The 20277-nt window shown below is 53.4% G+C and carries 20 protein-coding genes; 18 read left to right on the top strand and 2 right to left on the bottom strand.

Features of this window, described 5'->3' with window-relative positions; genetic code table 11:
- Nucleotides 1-2: 2 nt before the first annotated feature.
- From atpB to WH279_RS02255, 8 genes are all read left to right on the top strand, one after another.
- Entirely contained in the window at nt 3-815 is an 813-nt protein-coding gene (gene atpB / locus WH279_RS02290; protein ID WP_133844856.1) for a F0F1 ATP synthase subunit A, read from the top strand.
- 50 nt (nt 816-865) lie between these two features.
- Entirely contained in the window at nt 866-1105 is a 240-nt protein-coding gene (gene atpE, locus WH279_RS02285) for a F0F1 ATP synthase subunit C (protein ID WP_003849523.1), read from the top strand.
- A gap of 100 nt (nt 1106-1205) precedes the next feature.
- Entirely contained in the window at nt 1206-1676 is a 471-nt protein-coding gene (atpF, locus tag WH279_RS02280) for a F0F1 ATP synthase subunit B (protein ID WP_062744106.1), read from the top strand.
- Nucleotides 1677-1687: 11 nt separating this feature from the next.
- Nucleotides 1688-2221, top strand: a complete 534-nt coding sequence (gene atpH / locus WH279_RS02275; RefSeq protein WP_339454877.1) for a F0F1 ATP synthase subunit delta — start codon at nt 1688-1690, stop codon at nt 2219-2221.
- A gap of 14 nt (nt 2222-2235) precedes the next feature.
- The gene (gene atpA, locus WH279_RS02270) at nt 2236-3777 is read left to right on the top strand and encodes a F0F1 ATP synthase subunit alpha (RefSeq protein WP_133844851.1); all 1542 of its coding nucleotides are present in this window, start codon (nt 2236-2238) and stop codon (nt 3775-3777) included.
- 54 nt (nt 3778-3831) lie between these two features.
- A complete protein-coding gene (gene atpG, locus WH279_RS02265; protein WP_200642182.1) occupies nt 3832-4701 on the top strand; it encodes a F0F1 ATP synthase subunit gamma in 870 nt (289 codons plus the stop codon).
- Nucleotides 4702-4736: 35 nt separating this feature from the next.
- The gene (atpD, locus tag WH279_RS02260; RefSeq protein ID WP_133844847.1) at nt 4737-6119 is read left to right on the top strand and encodes a F0F1 ATP synthase subunit beta; all 1383 of its coding nucleotides are present in this window, start codon (nt 4737-4739) and stop codon (nt 6117-6119) included.
- A 68-nt stretch (nt 6120-6187) separates the two neighbouring features.
- Nucleotides 6188-6607 carry a F0F1 ATP synthase subunit epsilon gene (locus tag WH279_RS02255; protein WP_133844845.1) on the top strand — a complete coding sequence of 140 codons (420 nt, stop codon included), beginning with the start codon at nt 6188-6190 and terminating at the stop codon, nt 6605-6607.
- Between the two features lie 91 nt (nt 6608-6698).
- Here WH279_RS02255 and WH279_RS02250 read toward each other — a convergent pair whose 3' ends face one another.
- Nucleotides 6699-7052, bottom strand: a complete 354-nt coding sequence (locus WH279_RS02250; protein WP_339454876.1) for a T6SS amidase immunity protein Tai4 family protein — start codon at nt 7050-7052, stop codon at nt 6699-6701.
- 392 nt (nt 7053-7444) lie between these two features.
- Here WH279_RS02250 and glmU point away from each other — a divergent pair, with 392 nt between their 5' ends.
- The 3 genes from glmU to WH279_RS02235 all read left to right on the top strand — a co-directional run bounded on the left by glmU (nt 7445) and on the right by WH279_RS02235 (nt 12307).
- On the top strand, nt 7445-8815 hold the full coding sequence (gene glmU / locus WH279_RS02245) for a bifunctional UDP-N-acetylglucosamine diphosphorylase/glucosamine-1-phosphate N-acetyltransferase GlmU (protein WP_339454875.1): 1371 nt from the start codon (nt 7445-7447) through the stop codon (nt 8813-8815).
- A gap of 172 nt (nt 8816-8987) precedes the next feature.
- Nucleotides 8988-10820, top strand: a complete 1833-nt coding sequence (gene glmS / locus WH279_RS02240) for a glutamine--fructose-6-phosphate transaminase (isomerizing) (RefSeq protein ID WP_339454874.1) — start codon at nt 8988-8990, stop codon at nt 10818-10820.
- Nucleotides 10821-10966: 146 nt separating this feature from the next.
- On the top strand, nt 10967-12307 hold the full coding sequence (locus WH279_RS02235) for a serine hydrolase domain-containing protein (protein WP_339454873.1): 1341 nt from the start codon (nt 10967-10969) through the stop codon (nt 12305-12307).
- Here WH279_RS02235 and WH279_RS02230 read toward each other — a convergent pair.
- Complete coding sequence (locus tag WH279_RS02230) at nt 12249-13190, bottom strand: LysR family transcriptional regulator (protein ID WP_339454872.1); 942 nt, start codon at nt 13188-13190, stop codon at nt 12249-12251. The two genes, WH279_RS02235 and WH279_RS02230, sit on opposite strands and share 59 nt — an antisense overlap.
- A 95-nt stretch (nt 13191-13285) precedes the next feature.
- Here WH279_RS02230 and WH279_RS02225 point away from each other — a divergent pair, with 95 nt between their 5' ends.
- From WH279_RS02225 to WH279_RS02195, 7 genes are all read left to right on the top strand, one after another.
- Nucleotides 13286-14179: a DMT family transporter gene (locus WH279_RS02225; RefSeq protein ID WP_339454871.1), complete on the top strand. Its 894-nt coding sequence runs from the start codon at nt 13286-13288 to the stop codon at nt 14177-14179.
- A 151-nt stretch (nt 14180-14330) separates the two neighbouring features.
- Entirely contained in the window at nt 14331-15371 is a 1041-nt protein-coding gene (gene pstS / locus WH279_RS02220) for a phosphate ABC transporter substrate-binding protein PstS (protein ID WP_200642190.1), read from the top strand.
- A 98-nt stretch (nt 15372-15469) separates the two neighbouring features.
- A complete protein-coding gene (pstC, locus tag WH279_RS02215) occupies nt 15470-16432 on the top strand; it encodes a phosphate ABC transporter permease PstC (RefSeq protein ID WP_200642191.1) in 963 nt (320 codons plus the stop codon).
- Nucleotides 16429-17316 carry a phosphate ABC transporter permease PstA gene (pstA, locus tag WH279_RS02210; protein ID WP_133844834.1) on the top strand — a complete coding sequence of 296 codons (888 nt, stop codon included), beginning with the start codon at nt 16429-16431 and terminating at the stop codon, nt 17314-17316. Before pstC ends, pstA begins: the two co-directional genes overlap by 4 nt.
- A 43-nt stretch (nt 17317-17359) precedes the next feature.
- On the top strand, nt 17360-18130 hold the full coding sequence (gene pstB, locus WH279_RS02205) for a phosphate ABC transporter ATP-binding protein PstB (protein WP_133844833.1): 771 nt from the start codon (nt 17360-17362) through the stop codon (nt 18128-18130).
- 17 nt (nt 18131-18147) lie between these two features.
- Complete coding sequence (gene phoU / locus WH279_RS02200; protein WP_133844830.1) at nt 18148-18885, top strand: phosphate signaling complex protein PhoU; 738 nt, start codon at nt 18148-18150, stop codon at nt 18883-18885.
- A 125-nt stretch (nt 18886-19010) separates the two neighbouring features.
- Nucleotides 19011-20249 carry an MFS transporter gene (locus WH279_RS02195; RefSeq protein ID WP_339454870.1) on the top strand — a complete coding sequence of 413 codons (1239 nt, stop codon included), beginning with the start codon at nt 19011-19013 and terminating at the stop codon, nt 20247-20249.
- The last annotated feature ends 28 nt before the right edge of the window (nt 20250-20277 follow it).

The following is a 20277-nucleotide window of genomic DNA, read 5'->3' as shown; positions in this document are numbered from 1 at the left end:
TCATGGCTGCAGGAGAAATCTCTACGCCGCAAGAATACATAGGCCACCACCTGAAGAACCTTCAGTTGGACCTGCGTACCTTCGAGCTAGTGAATCCGCACGACGCACCGTCGTTCTGGGTATTAAATATCGACTCCATGTTTTTCTCTGTGGTGCTGGGACTGGTGTTCCTGGTGCTGTTTCGCAAAGTGGCGAAATCAGCGACCAGCGGCGTGCCAGGCAAATTACAGGCCGCTGTTGAGTTAGTTGTTGGTTTCGTTGACGACAACGTGCGCGACATGTACCACGGTAAAAGCAAACTAATCGCTCCGCTGGCCCTGACGGTTTTCGTCTGGGTGTTCCTGATGAACTTTATGGACCTGTTACCTATCGATTTGCTGCCGCATATCGCCGGGATGATGGGGCTACCAGCGATGCGTGTGGTGCCTTCTGCTGACGTGAACGTTACGTTGTCGATGGCCCTTGGCGTATTTATTTTGATTCTGTTCTACAGCATCAAGATGAAAGGCATTGGCGGCTTTACTAAAGAGCTGACTCTGCAACCCTTCAACCACCCTGTGTTCATTCCGATCAACCTGATTCTGGAAGGTGTGAGCCTGCTGTCCAAACCGGTATCTCTGGGTCTGCGACTGTTCGGAAACATGTATGCGGGTGAATTGATTTTTATCCTGATTGCCGGTCTGTTGCCGTGGTGGTCACAGTGGATTCTGAGTGTGCCTTGGGCCATTTTCCACATACTGATCATCTCGTTGCAGGCTTTCATTTTCATGGTCTTAACGATTGTCTATCTGTCGATGGCATCTGAAGAACATTGATTTTTTTCTCAACACTACTGCGTTTTAACTGAAACAAACTGGAGACTGTCATGGAAAACCTGAATATGGATCTGCTGTACATGGCTGCCGCTGTGATGATGGGCCTGGCGGCAATCGGTGCTGCGATCGGTATCGGCATCCTCGGAGGCAAATTCCTGGAAGGCGCCGCACGCCAACCGGATCTGATTCCTCTGCTGCGTACGCAGTTCTTTGTTGTAATGGGTCTGGTGGATGCAATCCCGATGATCGCTGTTGGTCTGGGTCTGTACGTGATGTTTGCTGTCGCGTAAAACCGTTTGTTCATCGCCGTACTCACGTATAGCGATGAACGGATTCTGCCGCTGTTATAACAGCGGCAGAAAACGTTAACTTAACAAGAGGCATTGTGCTGTGAACATTAACGCAACAATCCTCGGCCAGGCTATCGCGTTCATCCTGTTCGTAGCGTTCTGCATGAAGTACGTATGGCCGCCGCTTATGGCCGCTATCGAAAAGCGCCAGAAAGAAGTTGCTGAAGGCCTTGCTTCCGCTGAACGTGCCAAGAAAGATCTGGATCTCGCGCAGGCTAATGCGACCGATCAGTTGAAAAAAGCGAAAGAAGACGCTCAGGTAATCATCGAGCAGGCGAACAAACGCCGCGCTCAGATCCTGGACGAAGCTAAAGCTGAGGCTGAACAGGAACGTAGCAAGATCGTCACTCAGGCGCAGGCAGAAATTGATGCCGAACGCAAACGTGCACGTGAAGAGCTGCGCAAGCAGGTCGCGATGCTGGCTGTTGCCGGCGCCGAGAAAATCATTGAACGTTCCGTGGATGAAGCTGCTAACAGCGACATCGTTGATAAACTGGTCGCTGAACTGTAAGGGAGGGGCTGATGTCTGAATTTACTACCGTAGCTCGCCCCTACGCTAAAGCCGCTTTTGACTTTGCGGTTGAACATCAAAGTATCGATCGCTGGCAGCAGATGCTAGCGTTTGCCACCGAAGTGGCTGGCAATGAACAGGTATCAGAACTTCTTTCCGGCGCTCTGGCGCCGGAAGCGTTGTCTGGCGCGTTCATCGCAATCTGTGGTGACCAACTCGACGAAGCCGGCCAAAACCTGATTAAGGTGATGGCTGAAAACAAACGTTTGCCTGCGCTTGCCGCTGTTCTGGAACAGTTCATCCAACTGCGTGCCGCACATGATGCGACCGCCGAGGTTGAAGTTATCTCTTCCACAACATTGAGCGATGAACAGCTGACCAAAATCAGCAGCGCGATGGAAAAACGTCTGTCACGCAAAGTTAAGCTGAATTGCAAAATTGATAAGTCTGTAATGGCAGGCGTAATCATCCGAGCGGGTGATATGGTCATTGACGGAAGCGTACGCGGTCGTCTTGAACGCCTCGCAGACGTCTTGCAGTCTTAAGGGGACTGGAGCATATGCAACTGAATTCCACCGAAATCAGCGAACTGATCAAGCAGCGCATTGCTCAGTTCAATGTAGTGAGCGAAGCTCACAACGAAGGTACTATTGTTTCTGTAAGTGACGGTATCATCCGCGTCAACGGCCTGGCCGATGTGATGCAGGGTGAGATGATTGCCCTGCCGGGTAACCGTTACGCAATCGCACTGAACCTGGAGCGTGACTCTGTTGGTGCAGTTGTGATGGGCCCATACGCTGACCTCGCCGAAGGCATGAAGGTGAAGTGTACTGGCCGTATCCTGGAAGTGCCGGTTGGCCGTGGTCTGTTAGGCCGCGTGGTGAACACCCTGGGTGCACCTATTGACGGTAAAGGCGCTATCGACAACGACGGTTTCTCACCGATCGAAGTGATTGCACCAGGCGTTATCGATCGTCAGTCCGTTGACCAGCCTGTACAGACCGGTTACAAATCTGTCGATGCAATGATTCCAATCGGCCGTGGCCAGCGTGAGCTGATCATCGGTGACCGTCAGACCGGTAAAACCGCGATGGCGATCGATGCGATCATCAACCAGCGCGATTCAGGCATCAAATGTGTGTACGTTGCTATCGGCCAGAAAGCCTCTACCATCGCTAACGTGGTACGCAAACTGGAAGAACACAACGCGCTGGCTAACACCATCGTTGTTGTTGCGACTGCCTCTGAGTCTGCTGCTCTGCAATACCTGGCTCCGTATGCTGGTTGCGCTATGGGCGAATACTTCCGTGACCGCGGCGAAGACGCTCTGATCGTATACGATGACCTGTCTAAACAGGCTGTTGCTTACCGTCAGGTTTCTCTGTTGCTGCGCCGTCCACCAGGTCGTGAAGCCTTCCCTGGCGACGTGTTCTACCTCCACTCCCGTCTGCTGGAGCGTGCTTCCCGTGTGAGCGCCGACTATGTTGAGCGTTTCACCAATGGTGAAGTGAAAGGTAAAACCGGTTCACTGACCGCGCTGCCAATCATCGAAACCCAGGCGGGTGACGTTTCTGCGTTCGTTCCAACCAACGTAATCTCGATTACTGATGGTCAGATCTTCCTGGAAACTAACCTGTTTAACTCCGGTATTCGTCCGGCAGTTAACCCGGGTATCTCCGTTTCTCGTGTTGGTGGTGCTGCTCAGACCAAGATCATCAAGAAACTGTCCGGTGGTATTCGTACCGCTCTGGCACAGTATCGTGAACTGGCTGCGTTCTCTCAGTTCGCATCCGATCTGGATGAAGCAACCCGCAAACAGCTGAGCCACGGTCAGAAAGTGACCGAGCTGCTGAAGCAGAAACAGTATGCGCCGATGTCCGTAGCGCAGCAGGGTCTGGTTCTGTTTGCTGCCGAGCGCGGCTTCCTGAATGACGTCGAACTGGCGAAAATCGGTAGCTTCGAAGCGGCACTGCTGGCATTTGCTGATCGCGATCACGCAGAGCTGATGGCTGATATCAACCAGTCTGGTAACTATAACGGCGAAATCGAAGAGAAGCTGAAAGGCCTCCTCGAAACGTTTAAAGCAACCCAGTCCTGGTAATGTCTGGCGGCTTGTCCCTTAGGGGGCAGGCCGCAAGGCTTTGAGGAGAAGCTTATGGCCGGCGCAAAAGAGATACGTAGTAAGATCGGCAGCGTGCAAAACACGCAGAAGATCACCAAAGCGATGGAAATGGTCGCCGCCTCCAAAATGCGTAAATCGCAAGAACGCATGGCGGCCAGCCGTCCTTATGCAGAGACCATGCGCAAAGTGATTGGTCACATTGCGTTAGGGAATCTGGAATACAAGCACCCTTACCTGGAAGAGCGCGACGTTAAACGCGTTGGCTATCTGGTCGTATCTACCGACCGCGGGCTTTGTGGTGGTTTGAACATTAACCTGTTCAAAAGAGTGCTGGCAGATATGAAGGCCTGGTCTGATAAAGGCGTCGAGAGCGATCTCGCGGTTATCGGTTCTAAAGGTCAGTCATTCTTCGGTTCTGTTGGCGGCAACGTGGTTGCTCAGGTAAGCGGAATGGGTGATAAACCTGCGCTGTCCGACCTGATTGGCCCGGTCAAAGTGATGCTGCAAGCATACGATGAAGGCCGTCTCGACAAGCTGTTTATTGTCAGCAACAAATTTATCAACACCATGTCTCAGTCTCCACAGATCGTACAGCTGCTGCCGTTACCGCCAGCAGATGATGCGGAAGGCGTTGTGAAGAAGAGTACCTGGGACTATCTGTATGAACCCGATCCGAAAGCGCTGCTGGATACATTGCTGCGTCGCTACGTCGAGTCTCAGGTTTACCAGGGTGTTGTTGAAAACCTGGCCAGCGAGCAGGCCGCGCGAATGGTGGCGATGAAAGCCGCGACCGATAACGGCGGAAACCTGATCAAAGAGCTTCAGTTGGTATACAACAAAGCTCGTCAGGCCAGCATCACCCAGGAACTTACCGAAATTGTCGGTGGGGCCTCCGCGGTTTAACCAGGTATACGCAGAATTTAGGTAGAGGATTCAAGATGGCTACTGGAAAGATTGTCCAGGTAATCGGCGCCGTAGTTGACGTCGAATTCCCTCAGGACGCAGTACCACAAGTGTACAGCGCCCTTGAGGTTAAAAATGGTGATGCTCGTCTGGTGCTGGAAGTTCAGCAGCAGTTGGGCGGCGGTGTGGTTCGTACCATCGCAATGGGTTCTTCCGACGGCCTGAAACGTGGCCTGGAAGCGGTTGACCTTCAGCACCCAATTGAAGTCCCTGTCGGTGTGGCAACACTTGGCCGTATCATGAACGTGCTGGGTGAGCCAATCGATATGAAAGGCGACATCGGCGAAGAAGAGCGTTGGGCAATTCACCGCGCTGCACCTTCTTACGAAGATCAGTCTAACTCGCAGGAACTGCTGGAAACCGGCATCAAGGTTATCGACCTGATGTGTCCGTTCGCTAAGGGCGGTAAAGTCGGTCTGTTCGGTGGTGCGGGTGTAGGTAAAACCGTAAACATGATGGAACTGATCCGTAACATCGCGGCAGAACACTCAGGTTTCTCGGTATTTGCTGGCGTGGGTGAGCGTACTCGTGAGGGTAACGACTTCTACCACGAAATGACCGACTCTAACGTTATCGATAAAGTTTCCCTGGTCTATGGCCAGATGAACGAGCCACCAGGAAACCGTCTGCGCGTCGCGCTGACTGGCCTGACTATGGCTGAAAAGTTCCGTGACGAAGGTCGTGACGTTCTGCTGTTCATCGATAACATCTACCGTTACACCCTGGCCGGTACTGAAGTATCAGCACTGCTGGGTCGTATGCCTTCTGCGGTAGGTTATCAGCCAACGCTGGCGGAAGAGATGGGCGTTCTGCAGGAACGTATCACCTCGACCAAAACCGGTTCAATCACGTCTGTACAGGCCGTTTACGTTCCTGCGGATGACTTGACTGACCCGTCTCCAGCCACCACCTTTGCTCACTTAGATGCAACCGTGGTACTGAGCCGTCAGATCGCTTCCCTGGGTATCTACCCGGCGGTTGACCCACTGGATTCAACCAGCCGTCAGCTGGATCCACTGGTTGTTGGTCAGGAACACTATGACACTGCGCGTGGCGTTCAGTCACTGCTGCAGCGTTATCAGGAACTGAAAGACATCATCGCCATCCTGGGTATGGATGAACTGTCTGAAGAAGATAAACTGGTGGTAGCACGCTCTCGTAAGATGCAGCGCTTCCTGTCCCAGCCGTTCTTCGTGGCAGAAGTATTCACCGGTTCTCCGGGTAAATACGTGTCTCTGAAAGATACCATCCGTGGCTTTAAAGGCATCATGGAAGGTGAATTCGACCATATGCCAGAGCAGGCTTTCTACATGGTCGGTTCTATCGAAGAAGCCGTGGAAAAAGCGAAGAAACTGTAATCGTCTCCCCCGACTATTTCGGCACGTTGTCTGAAGTATGAAGGGGAAAGTTTCCCAGGAGATTAACAATGGCTATGACATTTCACCTGGACGTTGTCAGCGCAGAACTGCAAATGTTCACAGGCACTGTACAGAGCATCCAGGTATCAGGTAGCGAAGGTGAGTTGGGTATTCGCCCAAACCACGCCCCGCTTCTGACCGCCATTAAGCCTGGTATGATTCGCATCGTTAAACAGCACGGCGACGAAGAGGTTATTTACCTTTCTGGTGGCGTACTGGAAGTGCAGCCGGGTGCGGTTACCGTACTGGCTGACACAGCGATCCGCGGCAGCGATCTTGATGAAGCTCGTGCGCTGGAAGCGAAACGCAAAGCTGAAGAGCATATGAACAGCTCTCACGGTGATGTTGACTTCGCGATGGCGTCTGCGGAACTGGCTAAAGCGATCGCCAAACTGCGCGTGATCGAGTTGACCAAAAAAGCGATGTAATTCAGGTTTAAACATCAAAAAGCCGGTCAGGAAACTGACCGGCTTTTTTTATTGTCTGACTCAGATTTATCCACAGAGCCTGGGCTAAGGCTTAATGCGCATATTTTTGCTTAATCGCCATCAGCTCATTGCTTCGGGATAAATCAATACACTTCATCACAATAAGCTCTGAATGCCCCTCTTTACTCACATATTTCTTGTTGAGAAATTGATGAACAAGGTCGGTGGCTTCTTCGTAAGCTTCAGCGGGATAGGATCCCAGTTCAACGTAAGCCCCCACCGCAGCCAGTGCATCTTCTTTTACACTCTTGTCAGAAAAGCCCTGAGCCAGACACTGACTTAAAGCAAAATTTTCTAAATTATCTTTTTCTACGTCGCGTTGATTATCTTGCGAAATAGCAGGAAAAGAGAGTAACAACAGGAGTCCTGTTACTTTAAAATTCATCACCGTACTCCGTTGATTTCGTTGAATTTATATCCATTGAGTCCTGAGGGTATTCTAAACAGCGTTTCCAGATACAGAGTCGATTCCATGAAAACGAGCACGATGTCCCTTCTCTGGGCCCTTTTAATCACTCCCGGGCTGAGTCGTCGCGGGATGCGCTCTTTGTTCGCTTGGTGAAATAAGCGATAAACCAGTGGCATAGCAAATTTTGCACGCTAAACTGGGCATAAATCGATGGATTTACCCTGTCAGCCGCGCTTTATGATGCGATAAAGGGTGGAAATCATCTGCGAATCGAGACTTTTCGGACGGTACGTTTTTTACTGCAAAATATGTAGAATTTTCAAGGATAAATCGATTTACTTCTCTCACTAAACAGATTCAGGACGCGTATGTCAAACAGTGCTATGAGCGTGGTGATCCTTGCCGCTGGTAAAGGAACCCGAATGTACTCCGATCTCCCGAAGGTTCTGCATACCCTCGCCGGGAAACCGATGGTTAAACATGTTATTGATGCGGCAAATCATTTGGGCGCTCAGCATGTGCATCTGGTCTACGGTCACGGCGGAGAGCTGCTTAAACAAACGCTGACTGATAGCGCACTCAACTGGGTGTTGCAGGCAGAACAGCTGGGTACGGGCCATGCTATGCAGCAGGCTTCCCCTCACTTCGCCGATGACGAAGACATTTTGATGCTGTATGGCGATGTGCCACTGATCTCCGTGGACACGCTACGCCAGCTTCAGGCGGCAAAGCCCGCTGGTGGCATTGGCCTGCTGACCGTCATTCTGGATAACCCAACCGGTTACGGACGTATTATCCGTGAAGCGGGTCAGGTGGTCGGCATTATCGAACAGAAAGATGCAGCGCCTGAACAACTGCTGATTAACGAAATCAACACCGGCATTTTGCTGGCTAACGGCGCCGATCTGAAGCGCTGGCTGAGCAAGCTGGACAATAACAACGCGCAGGGCGAATACTACATTACCGACATTATCGCCCTGGCCCATCAGGAAGGCCGTCAGATCGCGGCGGTGCATCCGGCAAGAACCACGGAAACCGAGGGCGTCAATAATCGTCTGCAACTGGCAACGCTGGAGCGGGTGTATCAGGCTGAGCAGGCTGAAAAACTGCTGCTGGCGGGGGTGATGTTGCTCGACCCGGCGCGTTTCGATCTGCGGGGTGAACTGATACACGGCCGTGATGTGGTGATTGATACCAATGTGATCATCGAAGGCAAGGTCACGTTGGGTCATCGGGTGAAAATCGGTAGCGGCTGTGTGATTAAAAACAGCGTGATTGCTGATGACAGCATTATCAGCCCGTACAGCGTGATTGAAGATGCGCAGCTGGAATCAGGCTGTACTGTCGGGCCATTCGCGCGTCTGCGTCCGGGCACTGAGTTGGCTGAAGGGGCGCATGTGGGCAACTTCGTCGAGATGAAAAAAGCGCGCCTGGGTAAAGGCTCTAAAGCGGGCCATCTGAGTTATCTCGGTGATGCGGAAATCGGTGCTAATGTGAATATTGGCGCAGGCACCATTACCTGCAACTACGATGGCGTCAATAAATCGAAAACGATCATCGGTGATGATGTATTTGTCGGTTCGGATACTCAACTGATTGCACCGGTAACGGTAGCCGCCGGTGCCACCATCGCAGCCGGAACCACCATTATGAAAAACGTCCCGGTGGCGGGACTGGTGTATAACCGTAAAGAACAGCAGTTGAAGGCAAGCTGGCAGCGCCCGGAAAAGAAAAAGTAAGCCCATTTTATGAAGGGGTGAGGCATGCCTCGCCCTCTGTTTTTGTTGTAAATGCAGTCAATACAAAAATAATCCCCACTCTCTACAAGGCTCGGGGAACCCGAATATACGGGAACAATCAGGTCAGAAGACAACGCTGATGGCTTACCGCCATCATGTCAGGAAAATAATTATGTGTGGAATTGTTGGTGCTGTAGCGCAGCGTGATATAGCAGAAATCCTGCTCGAAGGGCTGCGTCGTCTGGAATACCGGGGCTATGACTCTGCGGGTCTGGCCGTTGTTGATCAACAGGGTAACGCCACCCGACTGCGCCGTCTGGGTAAGGTGCAGAACCTGGCTGAAGCAGCAGAAACCACCTCGCTGGTGGGGGGAACGGGTATTGCGCACACGCGCTGGGCCACGCATGGCGAACCTTCGGAAGCGAATGCCCATCCGCATATCTCTGAACATATCATCATTGTTCACAACGGCATTATTGAGAATCACGAACCGCTGCGTGAACAACTGATTGCGCGTGGTTATACCTTTGCCTCAGAAACCGATACCGAAGTGGTGGCGCATCTGGTGCACTGGGAGCAGAAACAGGCTGGTGGCTCGCTGCGTGAAGTTGTGCAGCGGGTTATCCCACAGCTGCGCGGTGCCTATGGCATGGTGATTCTGGACAGCCGCGATCCGTCGGTTATTGTGGCTGCACGTTCCGGTAGCCCGCTGGTGATAGGCCGCGGCGTGGGGGAAAACTTCATTGCCTCCGATCAGCTGGCGCTGTTGCCCGTGACCCGTCGTTTTGTCTACCTGGAAGAGGGCGATATTGCTGAGATCACCCGCCGTGATGCGACCATTTTTGATCGTCAGGGACATCAGGTAAAACGTGCCGAGATCGAATCGAACGCACAGTATGATGCTGGCGACAAAGGGGTTTACCGCCACTACATGCAGAAAGAGATTTACGAGCAGCCTGTCGCGATTAAAAACACCCTGAGTGGTCGTTTCAGCCACGGTGAAGTCGATCTCTCCGAGCTGGGTCCGCAGGCTGATACGCTGCTGGCCAACGTTGAGCACATTCAGATCGTTGCCTGCGGCACCTCATACAATTCCGGTATGGTTTCCCGTTACTGGTTTGAGTCGCTGGCCAACGTGCCGTGTGACGTTGAGATTGCATCTGAATTCCGCTATCGCAAATCGGCAGTACGCAAAAACAGCCTGCTGATCACCCTGTCTCAATCGGGTGAAACGGCGGATACCCTGGCAGCCCTGCGCCTGTCGAAAGAGCTGGGTTACCTTGGTTCTCTGGCGATTTGTAACGTTGCCGGTTCATCGCTGGTACGTGAGTCCGACCTGGCGCTGATGACCAAAGCCGGGACCGAAATCGGCGTAGCGTCGACCAAAGCTTTCACCACTCAGCTAACGGTGCTGCTGATGCTGGTGGCGAAAATCGGTCGTCTGAAAGGCGTTGATCCGCAGGTTGAGCACGATATCGTGCACTCCTTGCAGGCGCTGCCAAGCCGTATTGAACAGATGCTGTCGCAGGATGAGCTGATCGCGTCACTGGCGGAAGACTTCTCAGACAAGCATCATGCGCTGTTCCTCGGCCGTGGCGATCAGTATCCGATCGCGATGGAAGGTGCGCTGAAGCTGAAAGAGATCTCCTACATTCATGCTGAAGCTTATGCTGCAGGTGAACTGAAACACGGTCCGTTAGCGCTCATCGATGCTGATATGCCGGTTATTGTGGTGGCACCGAATAATGAATTGCTGGAGAAACTGAAGTCAAATATCGAAGAGGTGCGCGCCCGTGGGGGGCTGCTGTATGTCTTCGCCGATATTGATGCCGGTTTTGCCAACAGCGAAGGCATGCGCATTATTCCGCTGCCGCATGTGGAAGAGGTGATTGCGCCTATCTTCTACACCGTGCCGCTACAGCTGCTGTCCTATCATGTGGCGCTGATCAAAGGCACCGATGTGGATCAACCGCGTAACCTGGCAAAATCCGTTACGGTTGAATAAGCCCCGCCCTGCAGGCAGGTGAACTCTGCGTGCTGCTCAAGAGTCCGGTATGACTGCTCCGTCAGTCGGCCGGACTTTTTTTGTACAAATTCCCGTTACTCCTTTCCTTACAATGAACGTTCTTAGGTTCTTTTTAAGGGAATAGAATGAAAAAGATGCAAACGGGGTTTTGTCTGATGGCGCTGTGCTTTGGCACCGTATACGAGGCGAATGCCTCATCAGCGAAGGTACCCTGCCCGGTACCACTGACGACATGTCCTGCTCCGCTGGATAAAAACCTGCCAGACGTCAAAAATATGCTTACCTGGACGCCTCAGCAGCGTGTGGTGGGTTTCCGTAACGACTACCGATCCTATCCCGGCGATATTTTCCACGCCAGCAAAGCAGGTGTACCGCTCCCTGTTGCTCATCGCAATCTCTCTGCCGTGTCCTATGAGTATCAGCAGCATCACTACTCATTGGCAGATTACCTTAAACGCAATAACGTGACAGGCATGATGGTGATTAAAGACGGTAAAAAGGTCTGGGACTATTACGGCCATGGGAACACGAAAACGACGCTATGGACCTCGCGATCTGTCGGTAAATCAGTGGTGTCCACGTTAGTCGGGATCGCACTGAAGCAGGGGAAGATAGCCTCGCTGGATGATGAGACTGTGAAGTACAATCCAGAGGTACGGGGCACTGCCTGGGAACATGTCCCTCTACGCAGTCTGCTGCAGCACACCTCCGGTGTAACCTGGAATGAGGATTACACCAATCCCCAATCTGATTTTGCCAAGCTGACCCAGTGTGAAGCAGGAAAAGACACCTATGACTGCGTCAGCAAACTAGTGCTTGACCCTCAGCGTAAAACCTATGCGAAACCGGGTCAGGTCTGGTCCTACTCTTCCGGCGGTGCCTGGGTGCTGGGCGACACGCTGGAGAAAGCGACCGGAGAAACACTGGCCCGCTATCTGCAGGACAACATCTGGCAGCCATACGGTATGGTGAATGATGGTGTGTGGCACAGCTATCTGCCGGGCAAACATGATGTGGGTGCACACGGCTTTAACGCAACGCTCGAAGACTGGGGCAAGTTTGGTCTGTTCGTGATGAACAATGGCATCCTGCCTGATGGTACGAAAACGCTGCCCGAGGGTTGGGTGAAAGAGGCCAGTACCTGGAACAAAGCCGAAAACTCGGTGACGACCGATTATCCTGACGGACAGTTTGGTTACCAGTGGTGGAACATCGGTGTGCCCTTGAGTGCGAAAAACGATGCACCATCAGAAGGGTTAACGCGCAATAAGACCCTGTCGGCTGAAGGTATTTTTGGCCAGATGATCGCCATCGACCAGGCGCAGAAACTGGTGATTGTTCAGTGGTCCGCCTGGCCACAGGCAGAACCGGCATCAGATGCCCAGCCGCTCGAAGCCTCTTTGATGTTTAATGCGATTGCAAATGCGCTGTCTGATGCTTCAGCTTCTCCAGCAAAAAATCGATAAGTACCCGGCATTTAGGGGGAAGATAGCGATTGGGATGATACAAAATCCATGACATCCCGTAATAGGATGTCATGTAGTCCCATTCGGGAAGGACCTGAATAATCTGTCGGTTATCCATGACCTGTTGCGCGGAAAAGCGCGGCAGGCATCCGATACCCAGATGATGAATGATGCCTTCCAGCCTGGCTTTGCTGTGATTAGAGGCATAGCGCCCGTGCACGGCAACGCTGATTTGCTCCCCGTTGGTGATATGACGAAACTTCCACTGATTATCCCCGGGCACTTCACCCAGATAAATACAGTTGTGTTGCGTTAAATCCTGCGGGTGCTCTGGGATACCGTGCTGTTGCAGGTATTCGGCGCTGGCACAGAGCACGTGCCTGACAGGAAACAGCGGGCGTGCCACCAGCCCCGGAGGCGGGGTATCAGTAATGCGGATCGCCAGGTCCACATCGTCACTGATTAAATCCACCATACGATCGGTGAGCATCAGTTGCAGATCGATCTCAGGGTAACGCTGTAAAAACTCAGCGACGTGCGGGGAGATCAAATCCTTACCGTAGGCACGCGGTGCGCTGATTCTCACCCGCCCCTGTGGGGTGTCACTAATTCGCCCAGCCAGTTCAAACACCGATTTTGCCGATTGCATCATCTCAAAGCAGCGCTCCCAGGCGACAGTTCCGGCTTCTGTCAGGCGCAGCCGGCGTGTCGTCCTCTCCAGCAGTTTCACCCCCAGGGCATTTTCCAGGCTGGCGATCTGACGGCTGACCGACGATGCGGTGCTGCCCAGCTTCTCTGCGGCCGCCGAGAAGCTGCCGAGTTCCACCACTTTCACGAACACTGCCATATACGGCAGCAGACCCATATATTGATTTGTTCTCATAGCGCACAAGTCTTGTTTGTGAGAGCGGATTATTCCGACTGGAGAAAAACATCATAATCGCTGTTGGGTTTATCGCCAACATCAGGGGAATGCAGGTGGAGAAACAACAGCGTTACGCAGAGTGGATGTTACTGGCTGTCGCCGTGGTCTGGGGAACCAGCTACGGTATGGCAAAACAGGCCGTTCTTTTCTATCCGGTCGTGGGGTTTCTGTTTTTTTGTTTTTTGCTGACCTTCGTTCTGCTCTTACCCACGTTAAGGCTCTGCTGGCGCCAGGCGCTGCCCCCGGGGTTGATACTGGGTTCGGTGTTGTTGGCTATTTTCCTGTGTGAAACCTATGGGGTGGCGTTGACCTCTGCCAGTAATGCGGCATTTCTGATCAGCCTGTGTGTGGTGCTGACGCCGTTTGTTGAATGGCTGATGTTCCGTCAGCGGCCGGAAACCAGCGTGTTTATCGCTGCCGCTGTTTCTCTGTGTGGGGCCATGCTGCTGGTGGGCGGCACGCAGATTGAGATGAACAAGGGCGATCTGCTGGTGCTGGGGGCTGCGCTGCTGCGTGCGTTGATGGTGTGCCTGACGAAAAAAATGACCCAGCATCGCAATGTGCCTGCCCTGGCGCTGACGGCGGTACAAACCGGGGTGGTCGCCAGCGGTTCGCTGGTGGTGTTACTGGTGACAGAGCATGGGATACCGGCCCTGCCTGAGAGCACGCTGTTCTGGGGGCCGACGCTTTACCTGGTGCTGTTCTGCACGCTGTTTGCCTTCTTTGCGCAGAACTATGCGGTGAAGCGCACCTCACCGACGCGCGCCTCGCTATTAATGGGGTCTGAGCCGCTGTTTGGTGCCCTGTTTGCCGTGCTCTGGTTGCAGGAGTCGCTGACACCAGCGGCATGGCTGGGTGGCTTGCTGATCGTTGCTGCATCCCTGTGGGCCACGCGCCCGGTTAAACGCCATCCGGAATTGAGTGCGGTAATGGAAAAAACCGACTGACGTCAGCCTTCATGATTAGAGTGGCGTGTCACAAAAGTGTCATATTTCGTACATTTTACTGTCACCAAACTGTCCTATTTTGCCTCCAGCAGCAATCATTAATTAGACAAACACGGCAACTGGCCTGACTTTTTAATCCCGTGGAGGGAACATGACACTGATGCACAAAACCCTGGCTCAATTCGTCGCAGTAACCCTTTCTCTGAGCGCCGTTACCGCAATGGCCGCGACCAACCTGACCGGTGCTGGCGGGACATTCCCGGCACCTGTGTATAACAAGTGGGCAGCAGAGTACAACACCGCGACGGGCAGCCAGGTTAACTATCAGGGTATCGGTTCATCCGGCGGCGTTAAGCAGATTATCGCTAAAACCGTAGACTTCGGTGCATCAGATGCGCCGATGAAAGACGAAGATTTAGAAAAAAATGGCCTGTTCCAGTTTCCGACAGTTATTGGCGGGGTGGTACTGGCGGTTAATATTCCTGGTATCAAATCTGGACAGCTGACGCTGGATGGCAAAACCGTGGGTGATATCTACCTCGGCACCATCAAAAAGTGGAACGACCCGGCCATCACCAAGCTGAACCCTGGCGTGAAACTGCCTGATTCCAACATCAACGTGGTACGCCGCGCTGACGGTTCGGGTACCTCATTCGTGTTCACCAGCTACCTGTCTAAAGTGAACAGCGACTGGAGCAGCAAAGTCGGTAAAGGCAGCACCGTTAACTGGCCAACCGGTCTGGGCGGCAAGGGTAACGACGGCGTGGCTGCGTTCGTACAGCGTCTGCCAGGTTCAATCGGCTACGTTGAGTACGCCTATGCGAAACAGAACAGCCTGGCTTACACCAAGCTGGTGGATGCGGATGGCAAAGCCATTGAACCGGGTGAGAAAAGCTTTAGCGATGCCGCGAAAGGCGCAGACTGGTCCAAATCTTTTGCTCAGGACCTGACCTTCCAGAAAGGCGACAACGCGTGGCCAATCACCTCTACCACCTTTATCCTGGTGCACAAAGAGCAGGCTAATGCTGAGAAAGGCGCCGCCGTACTGAAGTTCTTCGACTGGGCTTATAAAAACGGCAGCAAAACCACGGCTGGCCTGGACTACGCATCGCTGCCAGATTCTGTGGTTGAGCAGATTCGTAGCGCCTGGAAGACCAATGTGAAAGACAGCTCCGGCAAAGCACTGTACTAAGCTATCGCAGTAAGCACCACGACGCGTGGTGCGTATGCCCCCATGGGCCAGGCTTGCCTGGCCCGATACGTATCAGCAGTATCAGACTCGAGAATTCTATGGCTGCAACCAAGCCGGCATTCAAGGCTCCCGGAAAACAGGGTGACATCATCTTCAGCGCGCTGGTTAAACTGGCTGCGTTGATTGTGCTGTTGCTGCTCGGTGGCATTATCGTTTCCCTGATTATCTCTTCATGGCCGAGTATCCAGAAATTTGGTTTCTCGTTCCTGTGGAATAAAGAGTGGGATGCGCCTAACGAACAGTTTGGTGCGCTGGTGCCGATTTACGGTACCGTCGTCACCTCCATTATTGCCCTGCTTATCGCTGTCCCGGTAAGCTTCGGCATTGCTTTGTTCCTGACCGAACTGGCCCCTAACTGGCTGCGTCGCCCACTGGGCGTGGCGATTGAACTGCTGGCGGCTATCCCCAGCATTGTGTATGGCATGTGGGGGCTGTTTATCTTCGCTCCGCTGTTTGCCACCTATTTCCAGCAGCCCGTCGGTGACGTTCTGGCTAACGTGCCGATTGTGGGAACCCTGTTCTCCGGCCCGGCATTTGGTATCGGGATTTTAGCCGCCGGGATTATCCTGGCGATTATGATTATCCCTTACATCGCTTCCGTCATGCGCGACGTGTTCGAGCAGACGCCAGTGATGATGAAAGAGTCCGCGTACGGCATTGGCTGTACCACCTGGGAAGTGATGTGGCGTGTTGTGTTGCCCTTCACCAAAAACGGGGTGATTGGTGGGGTGATGCTGGGCCTGGGGCGCGCACTGGGTGAAACCATGGCGGTGACCTTCATTATCGGTAACACCTACCAACTCGACAGTGCTTCACTGTTTATGCCGGGTAACAGCATCACCTCAGCGCTGGCGAACGAATTTGCTGAAGCGGAATCGGGCGTGCATACCGCCGCGCTGATGGAGCTGGGGCTGATCCTGTTTGTGATCACCTTTATCGTGCTGGCCTGTTCAAAACTGATGATCCTGCGCCTGGCAAAAAGTGAAGGAGCGCGTTCATGACCACGATGGAATTGCAGGCGCGTGACGAACTGCTCGCTTCACGCCGTAAGATGCAGGCGTGGCGCCGGATGAAAAACCGCATTGCCCTCGCCCTGTCGTTGCTGACCATGGCATTTGGTCTGTTCTGGCTGGTGTGGATCCTGTTTTCAACCGTGACTCGCGGTATTGATGGCATGACGCTGTCGCTGTTTACCGAGAATACGCCCCCGCCGAATACGGCAGGGGGTGGCCTTGCAAACGCCCTGGCAGGCAGCGGTCTGTTGATCTTCTGGTCAACCGCGGTGGGTACGCCGCTGGGGATTATGGCGGGGATCTATCTGGCCGAGTATGGCCGTAAGTCCTGGCTGGCGGAAGTGATTCGCTTTATTAACGACATCCTGCTTTCGGCACCGTCGATTGTGGTCGGTCTGTTCGTTTACACCATCGTGGTGGCGCAGATGCAGCACTTCTCCGGCTGGGCCGGGGTGGTGGCGCTGGCGCTGTTGCAAATCCCGATCGTGATCCGCACCACCGAAAACATGCTGAGACTGGTACCGGACAGCCTGCGTGAAGCGGCGTATGCCCTGGGGACACCAAAATGGAAGATGATTTCGGCGATTACCCTGAAAGCCTCCGTTTCCGGCATCCTGACGGGTGTGCTGCTGGCGATTGCCCGCATTGCCGGGGAAACCGCACCTCTGCTGTTTACCTCGCTGTCGAACCAGTTCTGGAGCACCGATATGATGCAGCCACTGGCGAACCTGCCGGTGACCATCTTTAAGTTCGCGATGAGTCCGTTTGCCGAATGGCAGAGTCTGGCCTGGGCGGGCGTGCTGATTATTACGCTGTGTGTACTGTTACTGAACATCCTGGCACGCGTGATCTTCGCCAAGAGCAAACATTAATTGAGCAGCGCGGCGTTAGCGGCGCGGACTAAGTGAGATAAAAATGGTTGATACGACTTCCGCTAAGATGATTCAGGTTCGTGATTTGAACTTCTATTACGGAAAATTCCATGCGCTGAAAAACATCAATCTGGATATTGCTAAAAACCAGGTGACGGCGTTTATCGGCCCATCCGGCTGCGGTAAATCCACGCTGCTGCGTACCTTTAACAAGATGTTCTCGCTCTATCCTGAGCAGCGTGCTGAAGGTGAAATTCTGCTGGATGGTGAAAACATCCTGACCGCCAGCCAGGATATCGCCCTGCTGCGTGCCCGTGTTGGCATGGTATTCCAGAAGCCGACACCGTTCCCGATGTCGATTTATGACAACATTGCTTTCGGTGTGCGTCTGTTTGAAAAGCTGTCACGTGCCGATATGGATGAACGCGTTCAGTGGGCATTGACGAAAGCGGCGCTGTGGACCGAAACCAAAGACAAGCTGCATCAGAGCGGTTACAGTCTTTCCGGCGGTCAGCAGCAGCGTCTGTGCATCGCGCGTGGTATTGCGATTCGCCCGGAAGTGTTATTGCTGGATGAACCTTGCTCGGCCCTGGACCCGATCTCAACCGGGCGCATCGAAGAGCTGATTACGGAACTGAAGCAGGATTACACCGTGGTGATCGTCACCCACAATATGCAGCAGGCCGCACGTTGCTCCGACCACACGGCATTTATGTACCTGGGCGAACTGATCGAGTTCAGTGATACCGATACACTGTTCACCAAGCCGCATCAGAAGCAAACTGAAGATTACATCACCGGCCGCTACGGTTGATTTGACTGGAGAATACAATGGATAGCTTAAATCTGAACAAACATATCTCCGGCCAGTTCAACGCCGAGCTGGAGCATATCCGCACCCAGGTGATGACCATGGGGGGCATGGTCGAGCAGCAGTTGACCGATGCCATCACGGCGATGCACAACCAGGATGGTGAGCTGGCGAACAAGGTGATCGAAGGGGACCACAAGGTCAATATGATGGAGGTGGAGATTGATGAAGCCTGCGTGCGCATCATCGCCAAACGTCAACCTACCGCCAGCGACCTGCGTCTGGTAATGGCGATCATCAAAACCATCTCTGAGCTGGAACGTATTGGTGATGTTGCCGAGAAGATCTGCCGTACCGCGCTGGAAAAATTCACCCAGCAGCACCAGCCGCTGTTGGTGAGCCTGGAGTCACTGGGGCATCACACCATTCAGATGCTGCATGACGTACTGGATGCTTTTGCACGGATGGATCTCACTGCCGCCATTGAAATCTATCGTGAAGACAAGAAGGTTGACCAGGAGTATGAGGGCATCGTGCGTCAGCTGATGACCTATATGATGGAAGATCCGCGCACTATCCCGAGTGTGCTGACGGCCTTGTTCTGCGCGCGTGCTATCGAGCGCATCGGTGATCGCTGCCAGAACATCTGCGAAATTATCTTCTACTTCGTGAAAGGCCAGGATTTCCGTCACGTGGGCGGTGACCAGCTGGATAAACTGCTGACCGGCGATGATACCGGCAGCAATAACCCGTCGTAATCTTTGCTCAGGCGTGCCAACCCTCCGGCATGCCTGACTTCCTTCCCCATCACTTTTTCGTCTGGATACCTTTGTCGGTCAAACTTATACTTGCGGCAAATTTCCAATGAAAAGGCCAGAAAACCATGTCAATTTCCCCTCCGGACAGGCGTAGCGTCACGCCGGGCAAAGCGATGGTCGCTGCTGTCAGCGGTTATGCAATGGACGGCTTTGATCTGCTGATCCTCGGTTTTATGTTACCCGCTATCAGTCTGTCGCTGGCGTTATCCCCCTCGCAGGCCGGTTCACTGGTCACCTGGACACTGATTGGTGCCGTGCTGGGAGGCATTGTTTTTGGCCATATCAGCGATCGCCTCGGACGTATTCGCGTACTGACTTTCACCATCCTGATGTTTTCAGTCTTTACCGGGCTGTGCGCAGTGGCACAGGGATATTGGGATTTACTGGCTTATCGCACCCTTGCGGGTATGGGGCTGGGCGGTGAGTTCGGTATTGGTATGGCATTGATCGCGGAAGCCTGGCCTGCCAATAAGCGTAACCGTGCTTCCGCGTGGGTAGGTATGGGGTGGCAGCTTGGCGTGCTGCTGGCGGCATTTATCACGCCATTGCTGTTGAATGTGATCGGCTGGCGCGGCATGTTCCTCGTTGGCCTGCTGCCTGCGCTGGCCTCGTTTGCCATTCGTCGTGGCATGGGGGAGCCGGAAGCGTTCACCCAGCATGTGGATGTGAATCAGGGGCTGTCGTTCACGGCGCGCATTAAGCTGTTGTTCGCGGATGCGGCGACCACCAAAGCCAGCATCGGCATCTTTATCCTCTGTTCTGTACAGAACTTTGGTTATTACGGTCTGATGATCTGGATGCCGAGCTATCTTTCATCAAACTTTGGTTTCTCGCTGACGAAATCCGGGTTGTGGACCGCGGTCACGGTCGTCGGGATGACCTTCGGTATCTGGTTATTTGGTCTGCTGGCCGATCGCTTCTCCCGCTGGAAAATTTTCCTGCTGTATCAGTTCGGCGCAGTGGTGATGGTGGTGGTTTACGCTCAGCTGCGCGATCCGACGACCATGCTGTTTACCGGGGCGCTGATGGGGATGTTTGTGAATGGCATGATTGGCGGTTACGGCGCGCTGATTTCTGACACTTATCCGGTAAAAGTGCGTGCCACGGCGCAGAATGTCTTGTTTAACCTGGGTCGCGGCGTGGGTGGATTTGGTCCGCTGGTGATTGGGCTGCTGGTCAGCCAGTGGTCATTTACTGCTGCTATCACCATGCTGGCACTCATCTATCTGCTGGATATTATAGCCACAATATTCCTGCTGCCGAAAAAGCAGGGTAACGATGATGTTCTGGGCGCGATTGGCTAACTGATCGGCATCCTGCGCTGATCCTTCA

Source organism: Erwinia sp. MYb375, from assembly GCF_037479175.1.
Classification (GTDB): Bacteria; Pseudomonadota; Gammaproteobacteria; order Enterobacterales; family Enterobacteriaceae; genus Erwinia; species Erwinia rhapontici.
Note: the sequence above shows the minus strand (reverse complement) of the source record. Positions and strands in the feature narration are given on the sequence as shown.

Bases quoted from the DNA above. Each gene is read 5' to 3' on its own strand.
- atpB (WP_133844856.1), top strand. From the start codon at position 3: ATGGCTGCAGGAGAAATCTCTACGCCGCAAGAATACATAGGCCACCAC.
- atpE (WP_003849523.1), top strand. From the start codon at position 866: ATGGAAAACCTGAATATGGATCTGCTGTACATGGCTGCCGCTGTGATG.
- atpH (WP_339454877.1), top strand. From the start codon at position 1,688: ATGTCTGAATTTACTACCGTAGCTCGCCCCTACGCTAAAGCCGCTTTT.
- atpA (WP_133844851.1), top strand. From the start codon at position 2,236: ATGCAACTGAATTCCACCGAAATCAGCGAACTGATCAAGCAGCGCATT.
- atpG (WP_200642182.1), top strand. From the start codon at position 3,832: ATGGCCGGCGCAAAAGAGATACGTAGTAAGATCGGCAGCGTGCAAAAC.
- atpD (WP_133844847.1), top strand. From the start codon at position 4,737: ATGGCTACTGGAAAGATTGTCCAGGTAATCGGCGCCGTAGTTGACGTC.
- WH279_RS02255 (WP_133844845.1), top strand. From the start codon at position 6,188: ATGGCTATGACATTTCACCTGGACGTTGTCAGCGCAGAACTGCAAATG.
- WH279_RS02250 (WP_339454876.1), bottom strand. From the start codon at position 7,052: ATGAATTTTAAAGTAACAGGACTCCTGTTGTTACTCTCTTTTCCTGCT.
- glmU (WP_339454875.1), top strand. From the start codon at position 7,445: ATGTCAAACAGTGCTATGAGCGTGGTGATCCTTGCCGCTGGTAAAGGA.
- glmS (WP_339454874.1), top strand. From the start codon at position 8,988: ATGTGTGGAATTGTTGGTGCTGTAGCGCAGCGTGATATAGCAGAAATC.
- WH279_RS02235 (WP_339454873.1), top strand. From the start codon at position 10,967: ATGAAAAAGATGCAAACGGGGTTTTGTCTGATGGCGCTGTGCTTTGGC.
- WH279_RS02230 (WP_339454872.1), bottom strand. From the start codon at position 13,190: ATGAGAACAAATCAATATATGGGTCTGCTGCCGTATATGGCAGTGTTC.
- pstS (WP_200642190.1), top strand. From the start codon at position 14,331: ATGACACTGATGCACAAAACCCTGGCTCAATTCGTCGCAGTAACCCTT.
- pstC (WP_200642191.1), top strand. From the start codon at position 15,470: ATGGCTGCAACCAAGCCGGCATTCAAGGCTCCCGGAAAACAGGGTGAC.
- pstA (WP_133844834.1), top strand. From the start codon at position 16,429: ATGACCACGATGGAATTGCAGGCGCGTGACGAACTGCTCGCTTCACGC.
- pstB (WP_133844833.1), top strand. From the start codon at position 17,360: ATGGTTGATACGACTTCCGCTAAGATGATTCAGGTTCGTGATTTGAAC.
- phoU (WP_133844830.1), top strand. From the start codon at position 18,148: ATGGATAGCTTAAATCTGAACAAACATATCTCCGGCCAGTTCAACGCC.
- WH279_RS02195 (WP_339454870.1), top strand. From the start codon at position 19,011: ATGTCAATTTCCCCTCCGGACAGGCGTAGCGTCACGCCGGGCAAAGCG.